General features: G+C 60.5%; 10 protein-coding genes, 1 tRNA gene, 7 pseudogenes and 1 riboswitch. Of the genes and pseudogenes, 10 read left to right on the top strand and 8 right to left on the bottom strand.

Translation table 11 applies throughout. The features are described 5' to 3' along the window. Positions 1–98 precede the first annotated feature (98 nt). The 3 pseudogenes from ACFLEY_RS42965 to ACFLEY_RS42955 form a co-directional block, all read left to right on the top strand. A pseudogene (locus ACFLEY_RS42965) lies at positions 99–827 on the top strand (IS110 family transposase); the annotation flags it as partial. A 202-nt stretch (positions 828–1,029) separates the two neighbouring features. Next, a pseudogene (locus ACFLEY_RS42960) lies at positions 1,030–1,164 on the top strand (sigma factor-like helix-turn-helix DNA-binding protein); the annotation flags it as partial. Next, positions 1,151–2,026: pseudogene (locus ACFLEY_RS42955) on the top strand (IS1380-like element ISBdi2 family transposase); the annotation flags it as partial. The pseudogenes ACFLEY_RS42960 and ACFLEY_RS42955, both read left to right, overlap by 14 nt. Before the next feature lie 237 nt (positions 2,027–2,263). Next, positions 2,264–2,466: riboswitch (cobalamin riboswitch) on the top strand. A 235-nt stretch (positions 2,467–2,701) separates the two neighbouring features. Here ACFLEY_RS42955 and ACFLEY_RS42950 read toward each other — a convergent pair. Then, on the bottom strand, positions 2,702–3,766 hold the full coding sequence (locus tag ACFLEY_RS42950) for an IS630-like element ISRj1 family transposase (RefSeq protein WP_026192128.1): 1,065 nt from the start codon (positions 3,764–3,766) through the stop codon (positions 2,702–2,704). Between the two features lie 294 nt (positions 3,767–4,060). Here ACFLEY_RS42950 and ACFLEY_RS42945 point away from each other — a divergent pair, with 294 nt between their 5' ends. Next, positions 4,061–4,258 (top strand): hypothetical protein, encoded by a 198-nt coding sequence (locus tag ACFLEY_RS42945; protein WP_018648883.1) that lies wholly within the window; start codon positions 4,061–4,063, stop codon positions 4,256–4,258. Between the two features lie 59 nt (positions 4,259–4,317). On the opposite strand, the gene ACFLEY_RS42940 is transcribed toward ACFLEY_RS42945, so the two are convergent. The 4 genes and pseudogenes from ACFLEY_RS42940 to ACFLEY_RS42925 form a co-directional block, all read right to left on the bottom strand. Then, complete coding sequence (locus ACFLEY_RS42940; RefSeq protein WP_035668701.1) at positions 4,318–4,518, bottom strand: hypothetical protein; 201 nt, start codon at positions 4,516–4,518, stop codon at positions 4,318–4,320. Positions 4,519–4,725: 207 nt separating this feature from the next. Further along, a tRNA-Ile gene (locus tag ACFLEY_RS42935) sits at positions 4,726–4,801 on the bottom strand. A gap of 422 nt (positions 4,802–5,223) precedes the next feature. After that, positions 5,224–6,288 carry an IS630-like element ISRj1 family transposase gene (locus ACFLEY_RS42930; protein WP_026192128.1) on the bottom strand — a complete coding sequence of 355 codons (1,065 nt, stop codon included), beginning with the start codon at positions 6,286–6,288 and terminating at the stop codon, positions 5,224–5,226. A gap of 398 nt (positions 6,289–6,686) precedes the next feature. After that, positions 6,687–7,441, bottom strand: a pseudogene (locus ACFLEY_RS42925) (IS6 family transposase). Positions 7,442–7,495: 54 nt separating this feature from the next. Between ACFLEY_RS42925 and ACFLEY_RS42920 the strand changes: the two are divergent. The 3 genes and pseudogenes from ACFLEY_RS42920 to ACFLEY_RS42910 all read left to right on the top strand — a co-directional run. Continuing rightward, a pseudogene (locus ACFLEY_RS42920) lies at positions 7,496–7,991 on the top strand (transposase); the annotation flags it as partial. 238 nt (positions 7,992–8,229) lie between these two features. Then, entirely contained in the window at positions 8,230–8,655 is a 426-nt protein-coding gene (locus ACFLEY_RS42915; RefSeq protein WP_162136781.1) for a hypothetical protein, read from the top strand. A gap of 554 nt (positions 8,656–9,209) precedes the next feature. Beyond that, on the top strand, positions 9,210–9,419 hold the full coding sequence (locus ACFLEY_RS42910; protein WP_080586299.1) for a ClpX C4-type zinc finger protein: 210 nt from the start codon (positions 9,210–9,212) through the stop codon (positions 9,417–9,419). A 281-nt stretch (positions 9,420–9,700) separates the two neighbouring features. Here the strand turns inward: ACFLEY_RS42910 and ACFLEY_RS42905 are convergent, their stop codons facing one another. Next, positions 9,701–10,075 (bottom strand): PilZ domain-containing protein, encoded by a 375-nt coding sequence (locus ACFLEY_RS42905; protein ID WP_396604999.1) that lies wholly within the window; start codon positions 10,073–10,075, stop codon positions 9,701–9,703. Between the two features lie 112 nt (positions 10,076–10,187). On the opposite strand from ACFLEY_RS42905, the pseudogene ACFLEY_RS42900 reads away from it, so the two are divergent. Beyond that, positions 10,188–10,619, top strand: a pseudogene (locus tag ACFLEY_RS42900) (transposase); the annotation flags it as partial. A 635-nt stretch (positions 10,620–11,254) separates the two neighbouring features. Here the strand turns inward: ACFLEY_RS42900 and ACFLEY_RS42895 are convergent. Next, positions 11,255–12,468, bottom strand: a protein-coding gene (locus tag ACFLEY_RS42895) for an IS3 family transposase (RefSeq protein ID WP_244433177.1) whose coding sequence is annotated in 2 segments (ribosomal slippage) — positions 11,255–12,192 and positions 12,192–12,468 — 1,215 coding nt in all. Because the reading frame shifts where the segments join, the coding sequence is not laid out codon by codon here. A 124-nt stretch (positions 12,469–12,592) separates the two neighbouring features. Between ACFLEY_RS42895 and ACFLEY_RS42890 the strand changes: the two genes are divergently transcribed. Next, entirely contained in the window at positions 12,593–13,435 is an 843-nt protein-coding gene (locus ACFLEY_RS42890) for a hypothetical protein (RefSeq protein WP_370167447.1), read from the top strand. On the opposite strand, the pseudogene ACFLEY_RS42885 reads toward ACFLEY_RS42890, so the two are convergent. Beyond that, positions 13,380–14,136 (bottom strand): annotated as a pseudogene (locus ACFLEY_RS42885) (IS6 family transposase). The gene ACFLEY_RS42890 and the pseudogene ACFLEY_RS42885 overlap by 56 nt on opposite strands. A 174-nt stretch (positions 14,137–14,310) precedes the next feature. Here ACFLEY_RS42885 and ACFLEY_RS42880 point away from each other — a divergent pair. Beyond that, positions 14,311–14,502 carry a hypothetical protein gene (locus ACFLEY_RS42880; protein WP_038945794.1) on the top strand — a complete coding sequence of 64 codons (192 nt, stop codon included), beginning with the start codon at positions 14,311–14,313 and terminating at the stop codon, positions 14,500–14,502. Positions 14,503–14,564 lie beyond the last annotated feature (62 nt).

Below are 14,564 nucleotides of genomic sequence, written 5' to 3'. Positions count from 1 at the left end.
CCTGACCGGCTACTGCTGTTCAGCGGCGCTGACGGCGATCATCAGGTGGGGGAGTTTCAAGTGACCATACCCGGGGGATTTTGACCGACCCACGGGGGCGACCAACAATGCGCTTCGTCGAAATACGGTCGCCCGAACACATTGACCTGCAAGCGCTGCATCGTGTTCGCGATAGGATGATTTCGCAACGGACGTGCCTCATAAATCAGATGCGCGCTTTTTGCCTTGAATATGGGATCGCTATTCACCAGGGCGCCGGCAAGTTCAAGGCAGATCTGCCGAGGGTTTTGGCAGATGAATCGAATGATCTAACGTCGGCCATGCGTCGCATTCTTGCATCTACATTCGACGAGCTGCGGCAGCTGGAGCTGCGGATTGCTGAAGTCAACCGCGAGACTGAGGCGATTGCCTCTCAAAGCGATACTGCACGTCGATTAATGACTATCCCGGGCATTGGTCCACTCGCGGCGACAGCGCTTTTGGCAGCAGCTGGATCTGCCCGACAGTTCAAAAAGGCCCGCGATATGGCAGCTTGGCTGGGTCTTGTTCCTAGAGAATACTCTACGGGAGGCAAAACGAAGCTCCTGGGGATAAGCAAGCGCGGCAACCGATATCTGCGCCGGATGATCATCCACGGCGCCCGCTCCTGCGTGACACATCTTGATCGCTCGCGATATCACCTTGGCGCCTGGCTTGATGGACTTCAGGCACGCATGCACACTAACAAGGTCACCGTCGCCTTGGCGGCAAAGATTGCGCGGATCGCATGGGTAGTGATGACTAAGCCCGGCGCAAGCTACGAACGGCGGGATCCGGCCTTTAGCTGATCCCGTTTGTTCCAGACTGCGAGGCTCGTTGCGCGTTTCGCGGGATCGTGAGCGCGGATTTCAGGGGATCGTGAGCAGAGATTTCAGACGATCGTGAGCAACGATTTCGCGGGATCGTGAGCAAGGCTTTCGGAGCCTTGCAGCGCTTCGGCCGACAACTCAACCGGCTTAGGGATGACCTCGTGGTTAACGAGGAAGTCCAATGCCTACCCAGAGATTGTCGATGCGCCGGATCAAGGAAGTCCTTCGGTTAAAACATTTTCAAGGCCTGCCAGAGCGGGCCATCGCGCGGAGCGTGGGCGTCAGCAACGGCGTTGTGCACAGCTACCTGCGACGTCGTCCACGGCCATCAGCAGCTCTCGCTGTTCAACGCTCATTATGATGAACGCTGCTTTCTGCCGATCCACGTCTACGACACGGAGAAGAGCCGGCCCGTGGCCGTCGTGCTGCGGCCCGGCAAGACGCCGGGCGGCGTCGAGGTGCGTGCCCATCTGCGCCGCCTGGTACGGCATATCCGCACGCGATGGCACAACACGCAAATTACGTTCCGTGGCGACGGGCACTATGCCCGGCCGGAGGCAATGGCGTGGTGCGAGACCAACGGCATCGACTACATCTTCGGTCTGTCCGGCACCAAGCCTCTCGCCAGAAAAGTCGACGAGGTCGCCGACGACATCCGCACCCGACGCGCCATCGAGAACCTGCCGGTTCTGCGTGGCTATACCGAGACGCGCCACAAGGCAAAGTCCTGGGATCGCGAACGGCGCACTGTCGCCCGTATTGAGGCGACGATGCTCGGCCTCGACATCCGTTTCGTCGTCACCAGCCTCGATGTCGGCTCGGCCGAGTGGATCTACGACAGCCTGTATTGCGCGCGCGGCCAAGCCGAGAATCTGATCAAGCTGCACAAGACACAGCTCGCCTCCGACCGCACCAGCTGCCGTTCGGCGCTCGCCAACCAGGTCCGTCTCGTGCTCCATACGGCCGCTTATTGGCTGATGCTGACCGTGCGCGACGCCATTCCCAAAGTCCGGGAATTGGCCGCTGCCGAGTTCGCGACGCTGCGTCTTCGTCTCTTGAAAATCGCTGCCCGTGTGGTCGAGACCACGAGCCGCATTCGCCTTGCGTTTGCCGCGGCATGTCCCGAAGCCGACCTGATCCGCGGCTTGCCAGGCGCGTTGCTGCCGCTCGGTCCTTGACCGGCGGGGCGTCCGCCCCCCGTTCGCCCAACCTATACCTCAAGCGCGTTGCAAAGTACGGGTCGTCAGGCGGTGAAAAGCCGAAGGCAATCCTGTGCGCCTCGTCAGAGCAGATGTGCGGCCACATCAATCGGACTAGAAAAACGCACTCTCACGAATAGGACGGGCTAAACAGTCACATGTTGTGTCACTCAGCACTCGATTCACGCCCCTTGCTTGACTCGGTTATGAGGGGCCTTCAGTCTGGTTATCGGTAGCGCCGAAAGGCGTATCAAGGGAATACGGTGCGTCCTCACGGACAAGGCCGAAGCTGCCCCCGCAACTGTAAGCGGCGAGCCGACGACAGTTGAGCCACTGGGTTCGTTCGTTCGAACCTGGGAAGGTGGTCGGAGGCGTCAACCCGCGAGCCAGGAAACCTTGCTGCCGGTCGTGGTCATGGACTGACGCAGGGGCGGGGTGCTCCAAGACGTTGCAAAGCCGATCGAGATCTGCCGCATTCGGGGCGAACGGCTGCCGCTCACGGCGAATGTGCGTGACGGCTTTTTGTTTCGCCCGTGGTCATCACCGTTTTCATTTCAAACGTAGTAGCCGTGCCGGCGCGAGTTTCGGCGTCAACTTCAATCCTGCTCAAACAGCGCTGGCTGTCCGGGTCAGCATTGACGCTAGTACCCGGAATCAGAGCTGAGTGATACGGCGGCCTTTGAAACGGCGTTGACGGACCTTTTTCTTGGTCCAGACGAAGGGCTCGGCTCTGTCGTTGTATGCGTTGACGTAGGCATCGATGTGTTCCTGAAGCTGCTTGAGGCTCGTGAAGGAGGTGCCGCTGAGCGACTGCCCCTGCAAGATGGAAAACCATACTTCGACCTGATTGAGCCATGACGCACTTGTCGGCGTGAAATGAAATTGCACGTTGGGGTGGGCCTTGAGCCAGTCCTCGTTCTTTTTATGGGTGTTGAGGTTGTCGAGGATGACGTGAAGCTTGCGGTTCGGAAAAGCCGCGGTGACGCTGTTCATGAAATCGAGAAACTCGACGCGGCGCCGGCGTTTTGAATGGGTCGCGATGATCTTTCCGGTGGCGACTTCGAGCGCCGCAAACAATGTTGTGGTGCCATGCCGCTTGTAATCGTGGCTTTGGCCGGTCAAGGCGCGGCCATTGGGCAACTTCAGATAACCCTGCGCTCGCTCCAAAGCCTGGATCGAGGGCTTCTCGTCCACGCACAGCACAATGGCCTTCGCCGGCGGCGCGACATAGAGGCCGACAACATCGGCGGCTTTGGCCGTAAAGTTCGGGTCGTTGCTCTCGCACCAGGACTTGCGAGCCACCAGGTCAATCTTGTGGCTGCGCAGGAACCGCCAGACATATTGGACATCGACATCGCCCAGCGCCTCGGCCAGCAGGGGGCCGGTCCAGCGCGCAAACCCTTGCGGTGGCGGCTTATCCAGCAGCTTCAGAATCCGCTTGTCGGTCGTCTTCGTATAGATCGGCTGCTTGCCAGGCCGCGGCTTGTCTTGCAGCCCTTCAAGGCCATGGTCGGCATAGCGATGCCGCCAAAGGCTGACAATCCGCGGCTGGACCCCAACTTCCTTGGCGATCGACCGGGTGCTGCGCCCATCCGCCGCCAACAGAACTATCCGCGCCCGCTTCAAATCGCGCTGCAACGTCACCGGTGAGCGACAGCACGCCTCAAGCACCTTGCGATCTTTCCTCGAAAGGTGGACTTCTCTTGCTTCGGGTATCATCCCGACCTTGAATCACGACTCACGTTCCAAGAAAAGTGGGTACTAGAGCATCTCAGAATAGTTCTTCGGCCCGAAGAAGGGCATCAGAACGCGAAGGATCGAATCCATGCCGCCCCCGAGGTTGTTAAGACCGGTCCATAAACGGCCTGATTGAGTCGGAAAAGTAGCCGACGGTCAACGGATAAGGTGATGGCCGAAGGGAGGAAACACCCTCCCTCGGACGCTTCCCGAGCGAGTAAGCTCGCGTCTTTGGATCGCCAGTCGTGTGGGGCACGCCGGCTTTTCGGAAGCGACTTGCTCGGCCCAGTTATCCAGCGACGCGTCGGCCTTGCGGAAAAGGGCCGCGCGAACCGGATCATGCAGCATGATCTGCTTCAGCGCCCGGCCAGCTATCGAATCCTTGAATTGAAGTTGATGACCAAGGAAGTTCCTTCGATGGAGGCCGAATTCGTGGTTCAGAAGGCGCACGTCGTCGGAGTGAAGGTATCCTAGAAACATACGTGGCTCGCGCGCGGTGTCGTGACAGACGGCCCAGCCCGGCGGGCCTGAAATCATGCCGCGACGCTGCCAGCCATCTTCGGCGTAGCAGAGACACGGCAGGGCGAATGCCTCGCGATGAGGTCAACACTGGACTCGCGACCGCTCGAGTTCTGCATCTGCAGCACCACGCGTCCGGTCTCGACCATGGCGCGAAACGCGACGCCGGCGACTTCCTGTTCATGGAACACGAACGTCGATGCTGGCTGCTTCATGTCGTCCTCGATGGCGATTGGATGGGAGGTGCAGGCGTTGCAGACGCGACGAAGCTGATTAGACCCCCTCACTTTTTCGGACCCCAAAATTGGCGAAAAAATCGGGAAGAAATTCGGCAGGCTGATCAGGGAGTTCTGAGATCGAGTCGATTCGAAAACGAAATCGAGTCGTTTTCAAAGTGTCCGCACATATATATTTGAACTCACTGGTGGGCCCGGCAGGACTCGAACCTGCAACCAGACCGTTATGAGCGGCCGGCTCTAACCATTGAGCTACAGGCCCCGCTGCGGGCGACCGCTCAAAGACGGCCGGCAACGGTGCGCGGCCCGTTTACAGGATAGCCGGCATTCCGGCAATGCCAATTGAAAGAGGCGATTGGGTCCCGCTTTGGCGCTCGCGTCGCTTTGTCGGAGCAAAGCTGGAGGGGCCCTTAAGACGTACGGGCTGTCAAGCATGGAAGCGCTGAGCTGACCGAGACAGCCCAGCCTTGCGAAACGGAGTTGACACGGCTCAAAGAGATGCAGGCCAAAACTCGCGAGAGCGATCTTCAAATCTAAGGTCGTAAGGTTGTAAGAAAAAGGCGCATTGAAAACTACCATACGCGCGTGAATGTAACCGACCATCTCTCGGACCACGGCTCCGTTCTTCTGTTCGACAAACGCCTGGTCGTTCTTGCGGTAAGGCCGGCATTCTAGTACCCGGAATCAGAGCTGAGTGATACGGCGGCCTTTGAAACGGCGTTGACGGACCTTTTTCTTGGTCCAGACGAAGGGCTCGGCTCTGTCGTTGTATGCGTTGACGTAGGCATCGATGTGTTCCTGAAGCTGCTTGAGGCTCGTGAAGGAGGTGCCGCTGAGCGACTGCCCCTGCAAGATGGAAAACCATACTTCGACCTGATTGAGCCATGACGCACTTGTCGGCGTGAAATGAAATTGCACGTTGGGGTGGGCCTTGAGCCAGTCCTCGTTCTTTTTATGGGTGTTGAGGTTGTCGAGGATGACGTGAAGCTTGCGGTTCGGAAAAGCCGCGGTGACGCTGTTCATGAAATCGAGAAACTCGACGCGGCGCCGGCGTTTTGAATGGGTCGCGATGATCTTTCCGGTGGCGACTTCGAGCGCCGCAAACAATGTTGTGGTGCCATGCCGCTTGTAATCGTGGCTTTGGCCGGTCAAGGCGCGGCCATTGGGCAACTTCAGATAACCCTGCGCTCGCTCCAAAGCCTGGATCGAGGGCTTCTCGTCCACGCACAGCACAATGGCCTTCGCCGGCGGCGCGACATAGAGGCCGACAACATCGGCGGCTTTGGCCGTAAAGTTCGGGTCGTTGCTCTCGCACCAGGACTTGCGAGCCACCAGGTCAATCTTGTGGCTGCGCAGGAACCGCCAGACATATTGGACATCGACATCGCCCAGCGCCTCGGCCAGCAGGGGGCCGGTCCAGCGCGCAAACCCTTGCGGTGGCGGCTTATCCAGCAGCTTCAGAATCCGCTTGTCGGTCGTCTTCGTATAGATCGGCTGCTTGCCAGGCCGCGGCTTGTCTTGCAGCCCTTCAAGGCCATGGTCGGCATAGCGATGCCGCCAAAGGCTGACAATCCGCGGCTGGACCCCAACTTCCTTGGCGATCGACCGGGTGCTGCGCCCATCCGCCGCCAACAGAACTATCCGCGCCCGCTTCAAATCGCGCTGCAACGTCACCGGTGAGCGACAGCACGCCTCAAGCACCTTGCGATCTTTCCTCGAAAGGTGGACTTCTCTTGCTTCGGGTATCATCCCGACTAGGCCGGTCATTCCGACAAGATCGATCTCCTCCACGAGGCGTTCGGCCACGGAAGGTCCGATTGTCAGACGTAGACCATCGTCGGTTCGGGCAACGCGGAGTCTGAGGCCTTCGTGCCTATCCATGACATGGGCAAGGGCATGCTCGAGCAATCGGATATTCAGGATTCCGCCGGGCAAGAAGAACAGATCGCCGATGCACGTGGAGGCTGAGCAGGCCAAGGGCTACATGGTGGCCTGGGTCATCGATCGCGCCGATGCAGGCGCCACCAGATGACATTGGTGATTCAAACTCATCGGTTCGACGCTGATCGTAAGCGCAGCTCTGCGGCGCTTTAATTGGCGCTTGACGTCTGTTTGATCACGGTGTGTCCTGGCACGGCATCGTCAACTTAATCGACCGCCGAGCCGAAGGAGGCGATTCTCATAGGTCGAGAGTCGGCGATAGCGCTTGTCATGGAGATCTCGCGCCAAGTCGCAAAGGCTCGCTCGCGCGAAGCACGACGGAAGTCGGCGGTGGCGGCTACCGGGATAGGGGATGTGGAAAAGGTTCGCGACCTGATCGTGAACGGACAGAAACCGTTGAGCCTGATGGGACGATCGCGTCATGATCCGCTCGCGTCGCCGCGTCGGCTGATGAGAATTCTCGGCCCGATTGTTGAGAGCTTTGTGCTGGCGATGTTCGACGTGTAAGCCCATCTTCGCCCTCGCAGCGCCGTACGAACGCAGCTTATCCGTGATCATAACGCGCGGCGGCGTGCCGGCGGATTTCAAGAGCTTCTTCATGAGCCGCTGCGCAGCGCGCGTCTCTTCGACGCTGGATCAAGACGTCGAGAACGAAACCATTCTGGTCGACAGCGCGCCAGAGCCGATGTTGTTCGCCCGCGATCGAGATAACGACCTCGTCCAGATGCCATTTGTCGCCGCGGGCGGGAGCGCGCTGGCGGATCCGATCGGAGAACGGCTTGCCGAATTTCCGTCCCCACTGGCGCACGGTTTCATAGGTCACGCCAATGCCACGCGCCGCCAGCATTTCCTCGACCATGCGCAAGCTTAAGGGAAACCGGAAATACAACCAAACGGCATAGCTGATCACTTCCGGTGGGAAGCGATGGCGGCGGTAAAGAGGGTCCTTGGCAGTCCGCATGCCGCTCGTCTACCCCCTCCGCCGCTCCAATTCGTTAACTTGACGGTACCCCTGCCGGTTCTGCGTGGCTATACCGAGACGCGCCATAAGGCAAAGTCCTGGGATCGCGAACGCCGCACCGTCGCCCGTATTGAGGCGACGATGCTCGGCCTCGACATCCGTTTCGTCGTCACCAGCCTCGATGTCGGCTCGGCCGAGTGGATCTACGACAGCCTGTATTGCGCGCGCGGCCAAGCCGAGAATCTGATCAAGCTGTATAAGACACAGCTCGCCTCCGATCGCACCAGCTGTCGTTCGGCGCTCGCCAACCAGGTCCGTCTCGCGCTCCATACGGCCGCTTATTGGCTGATGCTGACCGTGCGCGACGCCCATTCCCAAAGTCCGGGAATTGGCCGCTGCCGAGTTCGCGACGCTGCGTCTTCGTCTCTTGAAAATCGCTGCCCGTGTGGTCGAGACCACGAGCCGCATTCGCCTTGCGTTTGCCGCGGCATGTCCCGAAGCCGACCTGATCCGCGGCTTGCCAGGCGCGTTGCTGCCGCTCGGTCCTTGACCGGCGGGGCGTCCGCCCCCCGTTCGCCCAACCTATACCTCAAGCGCGTTGCAAAGTACGGGTCGTCAGGCGGTGAAAAGCCGAAGGCAATCCTGTGCGCCTCGTCAGACAAGATGTGCGGCCGCATCAATCGGGCCCAAATGCCGCACTCTCACGAATAGGACGGGCTAGTGCGGATGTCGGATGAGGAACACGTCTTCCTGCTGACCCAGCATCACATCGTCTCGGACGGCGGTCGATGGGCGTGCTGGTGCATGAACTCAGTCGGCTTTACCGGGCGTTCGAGGCTGGACAGGACGATCCTTTGCCGCCGTTGGCGATCCAGTATCCGGATTATGCCGCCTGGCAACGGCAGTGGCTGTCGGGGAACGGCTGCAGAAGCAGGCGAAGTATTGGCGCAACGCCCTGTCAGGCACGGCCCGTCTTGTCTTGCCGACGGACCGTGCGCGGCCGGCCCAGCAGTCGTTTGCCGGGGCCAGTGTTCCTGTTGTCATCGATGCGGGACTTGAAGCGGCTGAGCCGGCAGCATGGCACGACGTTGTTCCTGACGGTGCTGGCGGGCTGGGCGGGGGTGCTGTCGCGTCTGTCGGGGCAGGACGACCCTCCCCATCCGCTGCCAACAGAACTATCCGGGCCCGCTTTTCACGCTCCGGAAGCTGACTGAAACGGAGAGCGGCTTCGAACAAGAAAGTCTCAGCCAAGGGCGCGCAGAAAAGCTGGCGCCGTCTCGATGGCCATAACCAGTTCTTGGTGTTGCACGCCGGAAAGGATTGACAATTCTGTTTTAGAAAGTCGGTCTGACGCTCAATAACCCCGGTGATGACGCAAACGCGCCCGATGGACCTACCAAAAATGGTCGGCCGTACTGTTACAGAACAGGGATATACTGTCGCTCTCAACGGAGTGAGATCTGTGCCTACACGATTAGATGTCATCGAACGGGGTTTAGCCGGAAGTATTTTCCGGTTCAAGGTTGAGCAAGAGAAGCCGTGTGTAAGGCGGAGTGTCTTGACAGATCGGGAGTAGATATAGTCTATATTGGGACTCCCTCATGACATTCAAGACGGGATCGAGGTCATCGCCAAGCCGACCGACCGTCAGCCCACAACCGCCGCCGCCTGACCGGCCCCGGCGGTCACCAAAATTCGGCGATAGCTCGCGACTCGGTCCTGCAGGTAGTACTATTCTGTGTCCCCATCACAGGAATGAGAAGCGACTATGACCTCGGACGTAATCTGTTCTTTCTGTAGAATGGAGGCGCAGCATGTTCTTGTGATCGTCACCGCTCCTGACGGAGCAGCTGCTATTTGTGATGAATGCGTTCAAGTGTGCGTTCAAGCTATCGCAGCTCGTTCACCTGAATGGTTGGAGAAGCATCGACGGTTCGTCGGGGAGCTAGGGAGCAGCGGCGGCTTTCAGCGGGAATAATCGATCAGTTTGAAGACCATCGCAAGCGCAGTCCTGTTCGACAGGCAACCCTTGGATCGGATGGTGCGGTGGCGCACGGTAGCGAAGGTGCTTTCGAAGGGGCGTTTTGGTCGGGAAGCGCTTGCAGTATGGTCACCAACTCTTGGACCGTCATCGCGCCCACCGTGGTTTCGGGCGGTCACACGAGCAAGGCGAGTACTGTCAGCACGACCGGCACTAAGCTGCGCAATTGCGAATGACGACGGATGGGACTGCTCCAGGCCCACCTCATTCATACCGCTCTAGCCGAACAGCCGCATCAGCAACGCCTTGCCGACCGGCGCCGCGCGCACGCTGCGGAAGGCGCGGACATATCCGCCGGCATAGAATGCGCGGACGACATTGATCCGCGTCGCAACCGCGTCCTCGAAACGGACGCCGAAGCCGTCGCGGGTGCGGCGGACAACGGTCGCGCTCACGTTCTGGCCATAGACATTGCACTTGATCGAGGCGCCGATTGCCGGCGAGGCGGGATCGATGAAGCGCGCGCCCGAAATCGAGATGTCGGCCATCCGCACCAGCCGCGGCTCGGCGCCTTCGTGAACCAGGATCGGCTCGTCGCGTTCGAAACGCTCGGCCTTGCGGCGCCGCGGCTGCTCGATGCAGATGAAGCGCACGATCGCGAGCACGACGCAATTGTACAGGCTCCAGGCCAGTGCCAGCCCGCCATAGGCGATGTTTTCGCCGCCAGGTGCAGGATGAAGGCGTAGGCGATCGCCACCAGCGTGAGCGGCCACCCGTCGGGTGCTGCGCCAGGCCTGGGAGCTCGATGACGCCGACAAGGCTGAAAAATTGATCCGCAATCTCGCGGGTCGACTCGACCAGCAATGGCCCGGCGTAGCGGCCAGCATCCTCGAAGGCCTCGACGAAATCCTGACTGTCGTCCGGTTGACGCTGCCGAAGGAGCTTTGTCGATCGCTCGCCTGCACCAACATCGCCGAGAACATGATGGGCACCATTCGCCGCGTCACGCGCAACGTCAAACGCTGGCGGGATGCCGGTATGGCGTTGCGATGGGTCGCGGCCGGCATGATCGAGGCCAACAAGGGCTTCCGACGATTGAAGGCGCATAAGCAATTGTCGGTTCTGCGTGCGGCCCTTCACGCTCATCACGATCGCATGACGATCAAGCCCGTTGCCCACGGCTCGAGGGCCGCGTAACATTCATTCCGGCAACGTCGGCCCGACGTAGTTCAACACCGATCGGGACATCCCCGGGCGACCATTCTTTCCACGGATAATCGCGTGCGCCATTTCTATGCTACCTCCGGCCCGGCTTCTTGAGCTTCTTCACTCGGTGCTTCTGATAATCGAGAACGGCCGCTGCAAGTGGTATCGTGCGCGGCACGCTCACAGGTGTGAGGGAGACGACAAACGCTCTGCCTGTTTGTGAATCGACGCTGAATTGACCCCCGCACGCGCGAAGTCAATCAAGCACTTGGGACGCCGATCGGCGTCCGGATCCCACGCCGATTCATCGTGTCTTCCGTCAGCGTCGAGCCTTGCAACCGCTTTACGAGCGCGCGCGGTTTCGTCGCATTCCGAGTAGAAAATGACTGTTGCAACCGTCTAGGTTGTGTGCAACCATAGGGTTGGGCCTCAGAAATCCAAGCGAGATAGTATCAGTGGCCATCAATGGGCCAGCGTATAACGGCCCCGTTCGGTGGGACGGTGCTCCCATGTCGAAGGGGCACCCCAAAAGCACATTGGCCGTTCAGGATTGAAATGGACCCGCGGAGCGGGACCGGTTGAACCGGTTTGTTAGTTGGAAACGGATCGCTCCTGATCCCTTTCTATCACGCAGCCAGAGACTCTGTCTGCTGGAATTGCTGTGGGCATGTGGTCAACGCGTCAGCGTTGTCCACCATGTCCACAGCCTGCGCGGCCTGCATCCGTTCGCGCCAGACCGCCATCGGCGTGCGATAGCCGAGGGACTGATGAAGGCGACGATCGTTGTAGAAGGCGATCCAGCTCGCGATCCCTGCCTTGGCCTCGCGGCCGTCGGCATAGCCCTTGAGATAGATGTCCTCATGCTTGAGCGACCGCCACAGCCGCTCGATGAAGACATTGTCCATCCAACGACCGCGGCCATCCATGGAGATCTTGATCCCTGCGCCCACCAACGCGCCGGTGAAGGCCACGCTGGTGAACTGGCTGCCCTGGTCGGTGTTGAAAATCTCCGGCGTGCCGTACGTCGCCAGCGCCTCTTCCAGAGCCGCCACGCAGAACGAGACGTCCATCGTATTCGACAACCGCCACGCCAGAACCGCACGGCTCGCCCAGTCGATGATGGCGACGAGATAGAGAAAGCCGCGGCCGATGGGCAGATACGTGATGTCGGCCGCCCACACCTGGTTCGGCCGGTCGATCGTCATGTTGCGCAGCAGATAGGGATAGATCTTGTGGCCCGGCGCCGGCTTTGTCGTGTTCGGCTTCGGTCCCAGCGCCGCGATGCCCATCTTGCGCATCAACCGCTGCACGCGCTTGCGATTGACCTGAAGCCCCTCAGCCTTCAGCATCGCGGTCATTCGCCGCGAGCCCAGGAATGGCCAGGCGGTGAACAGCTCGTCGATCCGCTGCATCAGGGCAAGGTCGTTGTCGTTGGCCGGCTGTGGCGGCCGGTAGACCCCAGAACGGGCGATGCCAAGCAACATGCATTGCCGGCGGATCGACAGCGCCTGGTCGGCGCGATCGAGCATTCCTCGACGGTCCGGCGTGCTCATCTTCCGGACCTCCGCGCTAAAAAATCGCGCTCGACTGTCAGTTGTCCAATCTTGGCGTGCAGCTTCTCGATCTCGCGTTCGCGCGTTTCCTCGCTCTCGCGCCCGACACCCGCGTCAAAAGCCCGGGCCGCCTGGTCCAGCAGCTGCTTCTTCCAGGCATAGATCTGGTTCGGGTGAACCTCATAGCGCTGGGCCAGATCGGCCACCGTCGCCTGCTCCCGCACCGCTTCCAGCGCGATCTTTGCCTTCAACGCCGCGTCGATCTTCCGTCGTGTCTTCTTCGTCATCATGCCCTCCGTCTATCAAACGGAGCGGCCCTTTTCCAACTTAGCCTCTGGTCCCAAAACCGGGGTCCATTTCAGGATTACGGTTTCTGAACCCCGCCCGCACTGACAATTCAGGGGCCGGTCAATGAATCAGGCACAGCAGCAGAAGCCCTCTCCTGAAGACAAAGTTTACGTCACCAAGGATAAGGACGCGGGCGCATGCGGATTGCAGCGCGATTTGCAGGATCGGTTGCAGCCGGCGCACGACGAGCCGGTGAGCGAGCCCGTCAGCGATAGTGCTCCCCATCCCGAAGCACCTGCAGGCTCGGGCCGGTGGGTTCGCCGCCTGCTCAAGGTCGGCATTGGCCTTGCGATCGTGGCCGTCTTCGGATGGTTGCCGCTGAAGGCCGTGCTGCAGACTTCGAGCGTCGAGGCCGTGGTCAATGCCAGGATCGTGACGTTGCGCTCGCCGATCGACGGCACCGTGAGCGCGAGGCCGCCGCAAGGCTCGACGCAACTCAGCGTGGTCCATGAGGGCGACGCGATCCTTCATGTCGTCAACGCGCGTGGCGATCGCGTGCGGCTCGACGATCTTCGGCGGCAGATGTCGCGGCAGGAGAACGAGCGCCCGAGCCTTGCCGCTAAGCTGGCAGCCGCCGAGACCGCGCAACAGGACCTCGCCCGCCAGGCGGGCCAGTTCCGCGATGGCCGCATCCTTCAGCTCGAGGCGCGCATCGCCGAAATCCAGTCGGCGATCGAGGCCGCGGCCGCGCGACGGGAAGAGGCGGCGGCCGCTGTGGAGCGGGCCTCGTCCCTGATCAAATCGGGCAGCGTCTCGACGGTCGAGATGGCCCGCCTGACGCGTGAGCAGGCAATCGCCCAGCAGACCGAGATCGGCGCCCGCCGCCGGCTCGACGCAGGGCATCGTCAACTTAATCGACCGCCGAGCCGAAGGAGGCGATTCTCAGAGGTCGAGAATCGGCGATAGCGCTTGTCATGGAGATCTCGCGCCAAGTCGCAAAGGCTCGCTCGCGCGAAGCACGACGGAAGTCGGCGGTGGCGGCTACCGGGATAGGGGATGTGGAAAAGGTTCGCGACCTGATCGTGAACGGACAGAAACCGTTGAGCCTGATGGGACGATCGCGTCATGATCCGCTCGCGTCGCCGCGTCGGCTGATGAGAATTCTCGGCCCGATTGTTGAGAGCTTTGTGCTGGCGATGTTCGACGTGTAAGCCCATCTTCGCCCTCGCAGCGCCGTACGAACGCAGCTTATCCGTGATCATAACGCGCGGCGGCGTGCCGGCGCATTTCAAGAGCTTCTTCATGAGAAGCTGCGCAGCGCGCGAGTCTCTTCGGCGCTGGATCAAGACGTCGAGAACGAAGCCATTCTGGTCGACAGCGCGCCAGAGCCAATGTTGTTCGCCCGCGATCGAGATAACGACCTCGTCCAGATGCCATTTGTCACCGCGGGCGGGAGCGCGCTGGCGGATCCGATCGGAGAACGGCTTGCCGAATTTCCGTCCCCACTGGCGCACGGTTTCATAGGTCACGCCAATGCCACGCGCCGCCAGCATTTCCTCGACCATGCGCAAGCTTAAGGGAAACCGGAAATACAACCAAACGGCATAGCTGATCACTTCCGGTGGGAAGCGATGGCGGCGATAAAGAGGGGCCCGGGCGGTCGGCATGCCGGTCGTCTACCCCATCGGCCGCCCCTATTCGTTAACTTGACGGTGCCGGTTGGGAGTGAGCCTACAAGCTTTGGCAGGCGACCAACTCAACGAGTTAAGGTATTCTGGGGGAAACTCGGTCGCAGATCACCGCGCAAAGCCGGGACACCGACCAGATCAAGGAGATCACTGATGGCCCACAAGAAACTGGTCAATCAGAGCGGGTTGTTGCTTACAGTGTTACTTATCACGCGTGTTGGCTCGGAGCCCAACCAGTCCGTGACGACGCGCGGCAGCAGCTGGGATAACGTGCTAAACACACATGACACGCTGGCCTTCAGCGGAGCGGACGGCCTGAACGTGGTGGGCTCGAATCAGGCATAGGCAAAAGCGAATCCCTTTAAAGCGATCGTCAACGACGACTATCGCAAGGCCCAGAGAAGCCG

The sequence above is a fragment of the Bradyrhizobium sp. YCK136 genome (assembly GCF_044570075.1).
In the GTDB taxonomy this organism is placed as follows: domain Bacteria; phylum Pseudomonadota; class Alphaproteobacteria; order Rhizobiales; family Xanthobacteraceae; genus Bradyrhizobium; species Bradyrhizobium diazoefficiens.
Note: the sequence above shows the minus strand (reverse complement) of the source record. Positions and strands in the feature narration are given on the sequence as shown.

Bases quoted from the DNA above. Each gene is read 5' to 3' on its own strand.
- ACFLEY_RS42940 (WP_035668701.1), bottom strand. From the start codon at position 4,518: ATGAAGCAGCCAGCATCGACGTTCGTGTTCCATGAACAGGAAGTCGCC.
- ACFLEY_RS42910 (WP_080586299.1), top strand. From the start codon at position 9,210: ATGACCTCGGACGTAATCTGTTCTTTCTGTAGAATGGAGGCGCAGCAT.
- ACFLEY_RS42890 (WP_370167447.1), top strand. From the start codon at position 12,593: ATGAATCAGGCACAGCAGCAGAAGCCCTCTCCTGAAGACAAAGTTTAC.
- ACFLEY_RS42880 (WP_038945794.1), top strand. From the start codon at position 14,311: ATGGCCCACAAGAAACTGGTCAATCAGAGCGGGTTGTTGCTTACAGTG.
- ACFLEY_RS42915 (WP_162136781.1), top strand. From the start codon at position 8,230: ATGGGCGTGCTGGTGCATGAACTCAGTCGGCTTTACCGGGCGTTCGAG.
- ACFLEY_RS42950 (WP_026192128.1), bottom strand. From the start codon at position 3,766: ATGATACCCGAAGCAAGAGAAGTCCACCTTTCGAGGAAAGATCGCAAG.
- ACFLEY_RS42930 (WP_026192128.1), bottom strand. From the start codon at position 6,288: ATGATACCCGAAGCAAGAGAAGTCCACCTTTCGAGGAAAGATCGCAAG.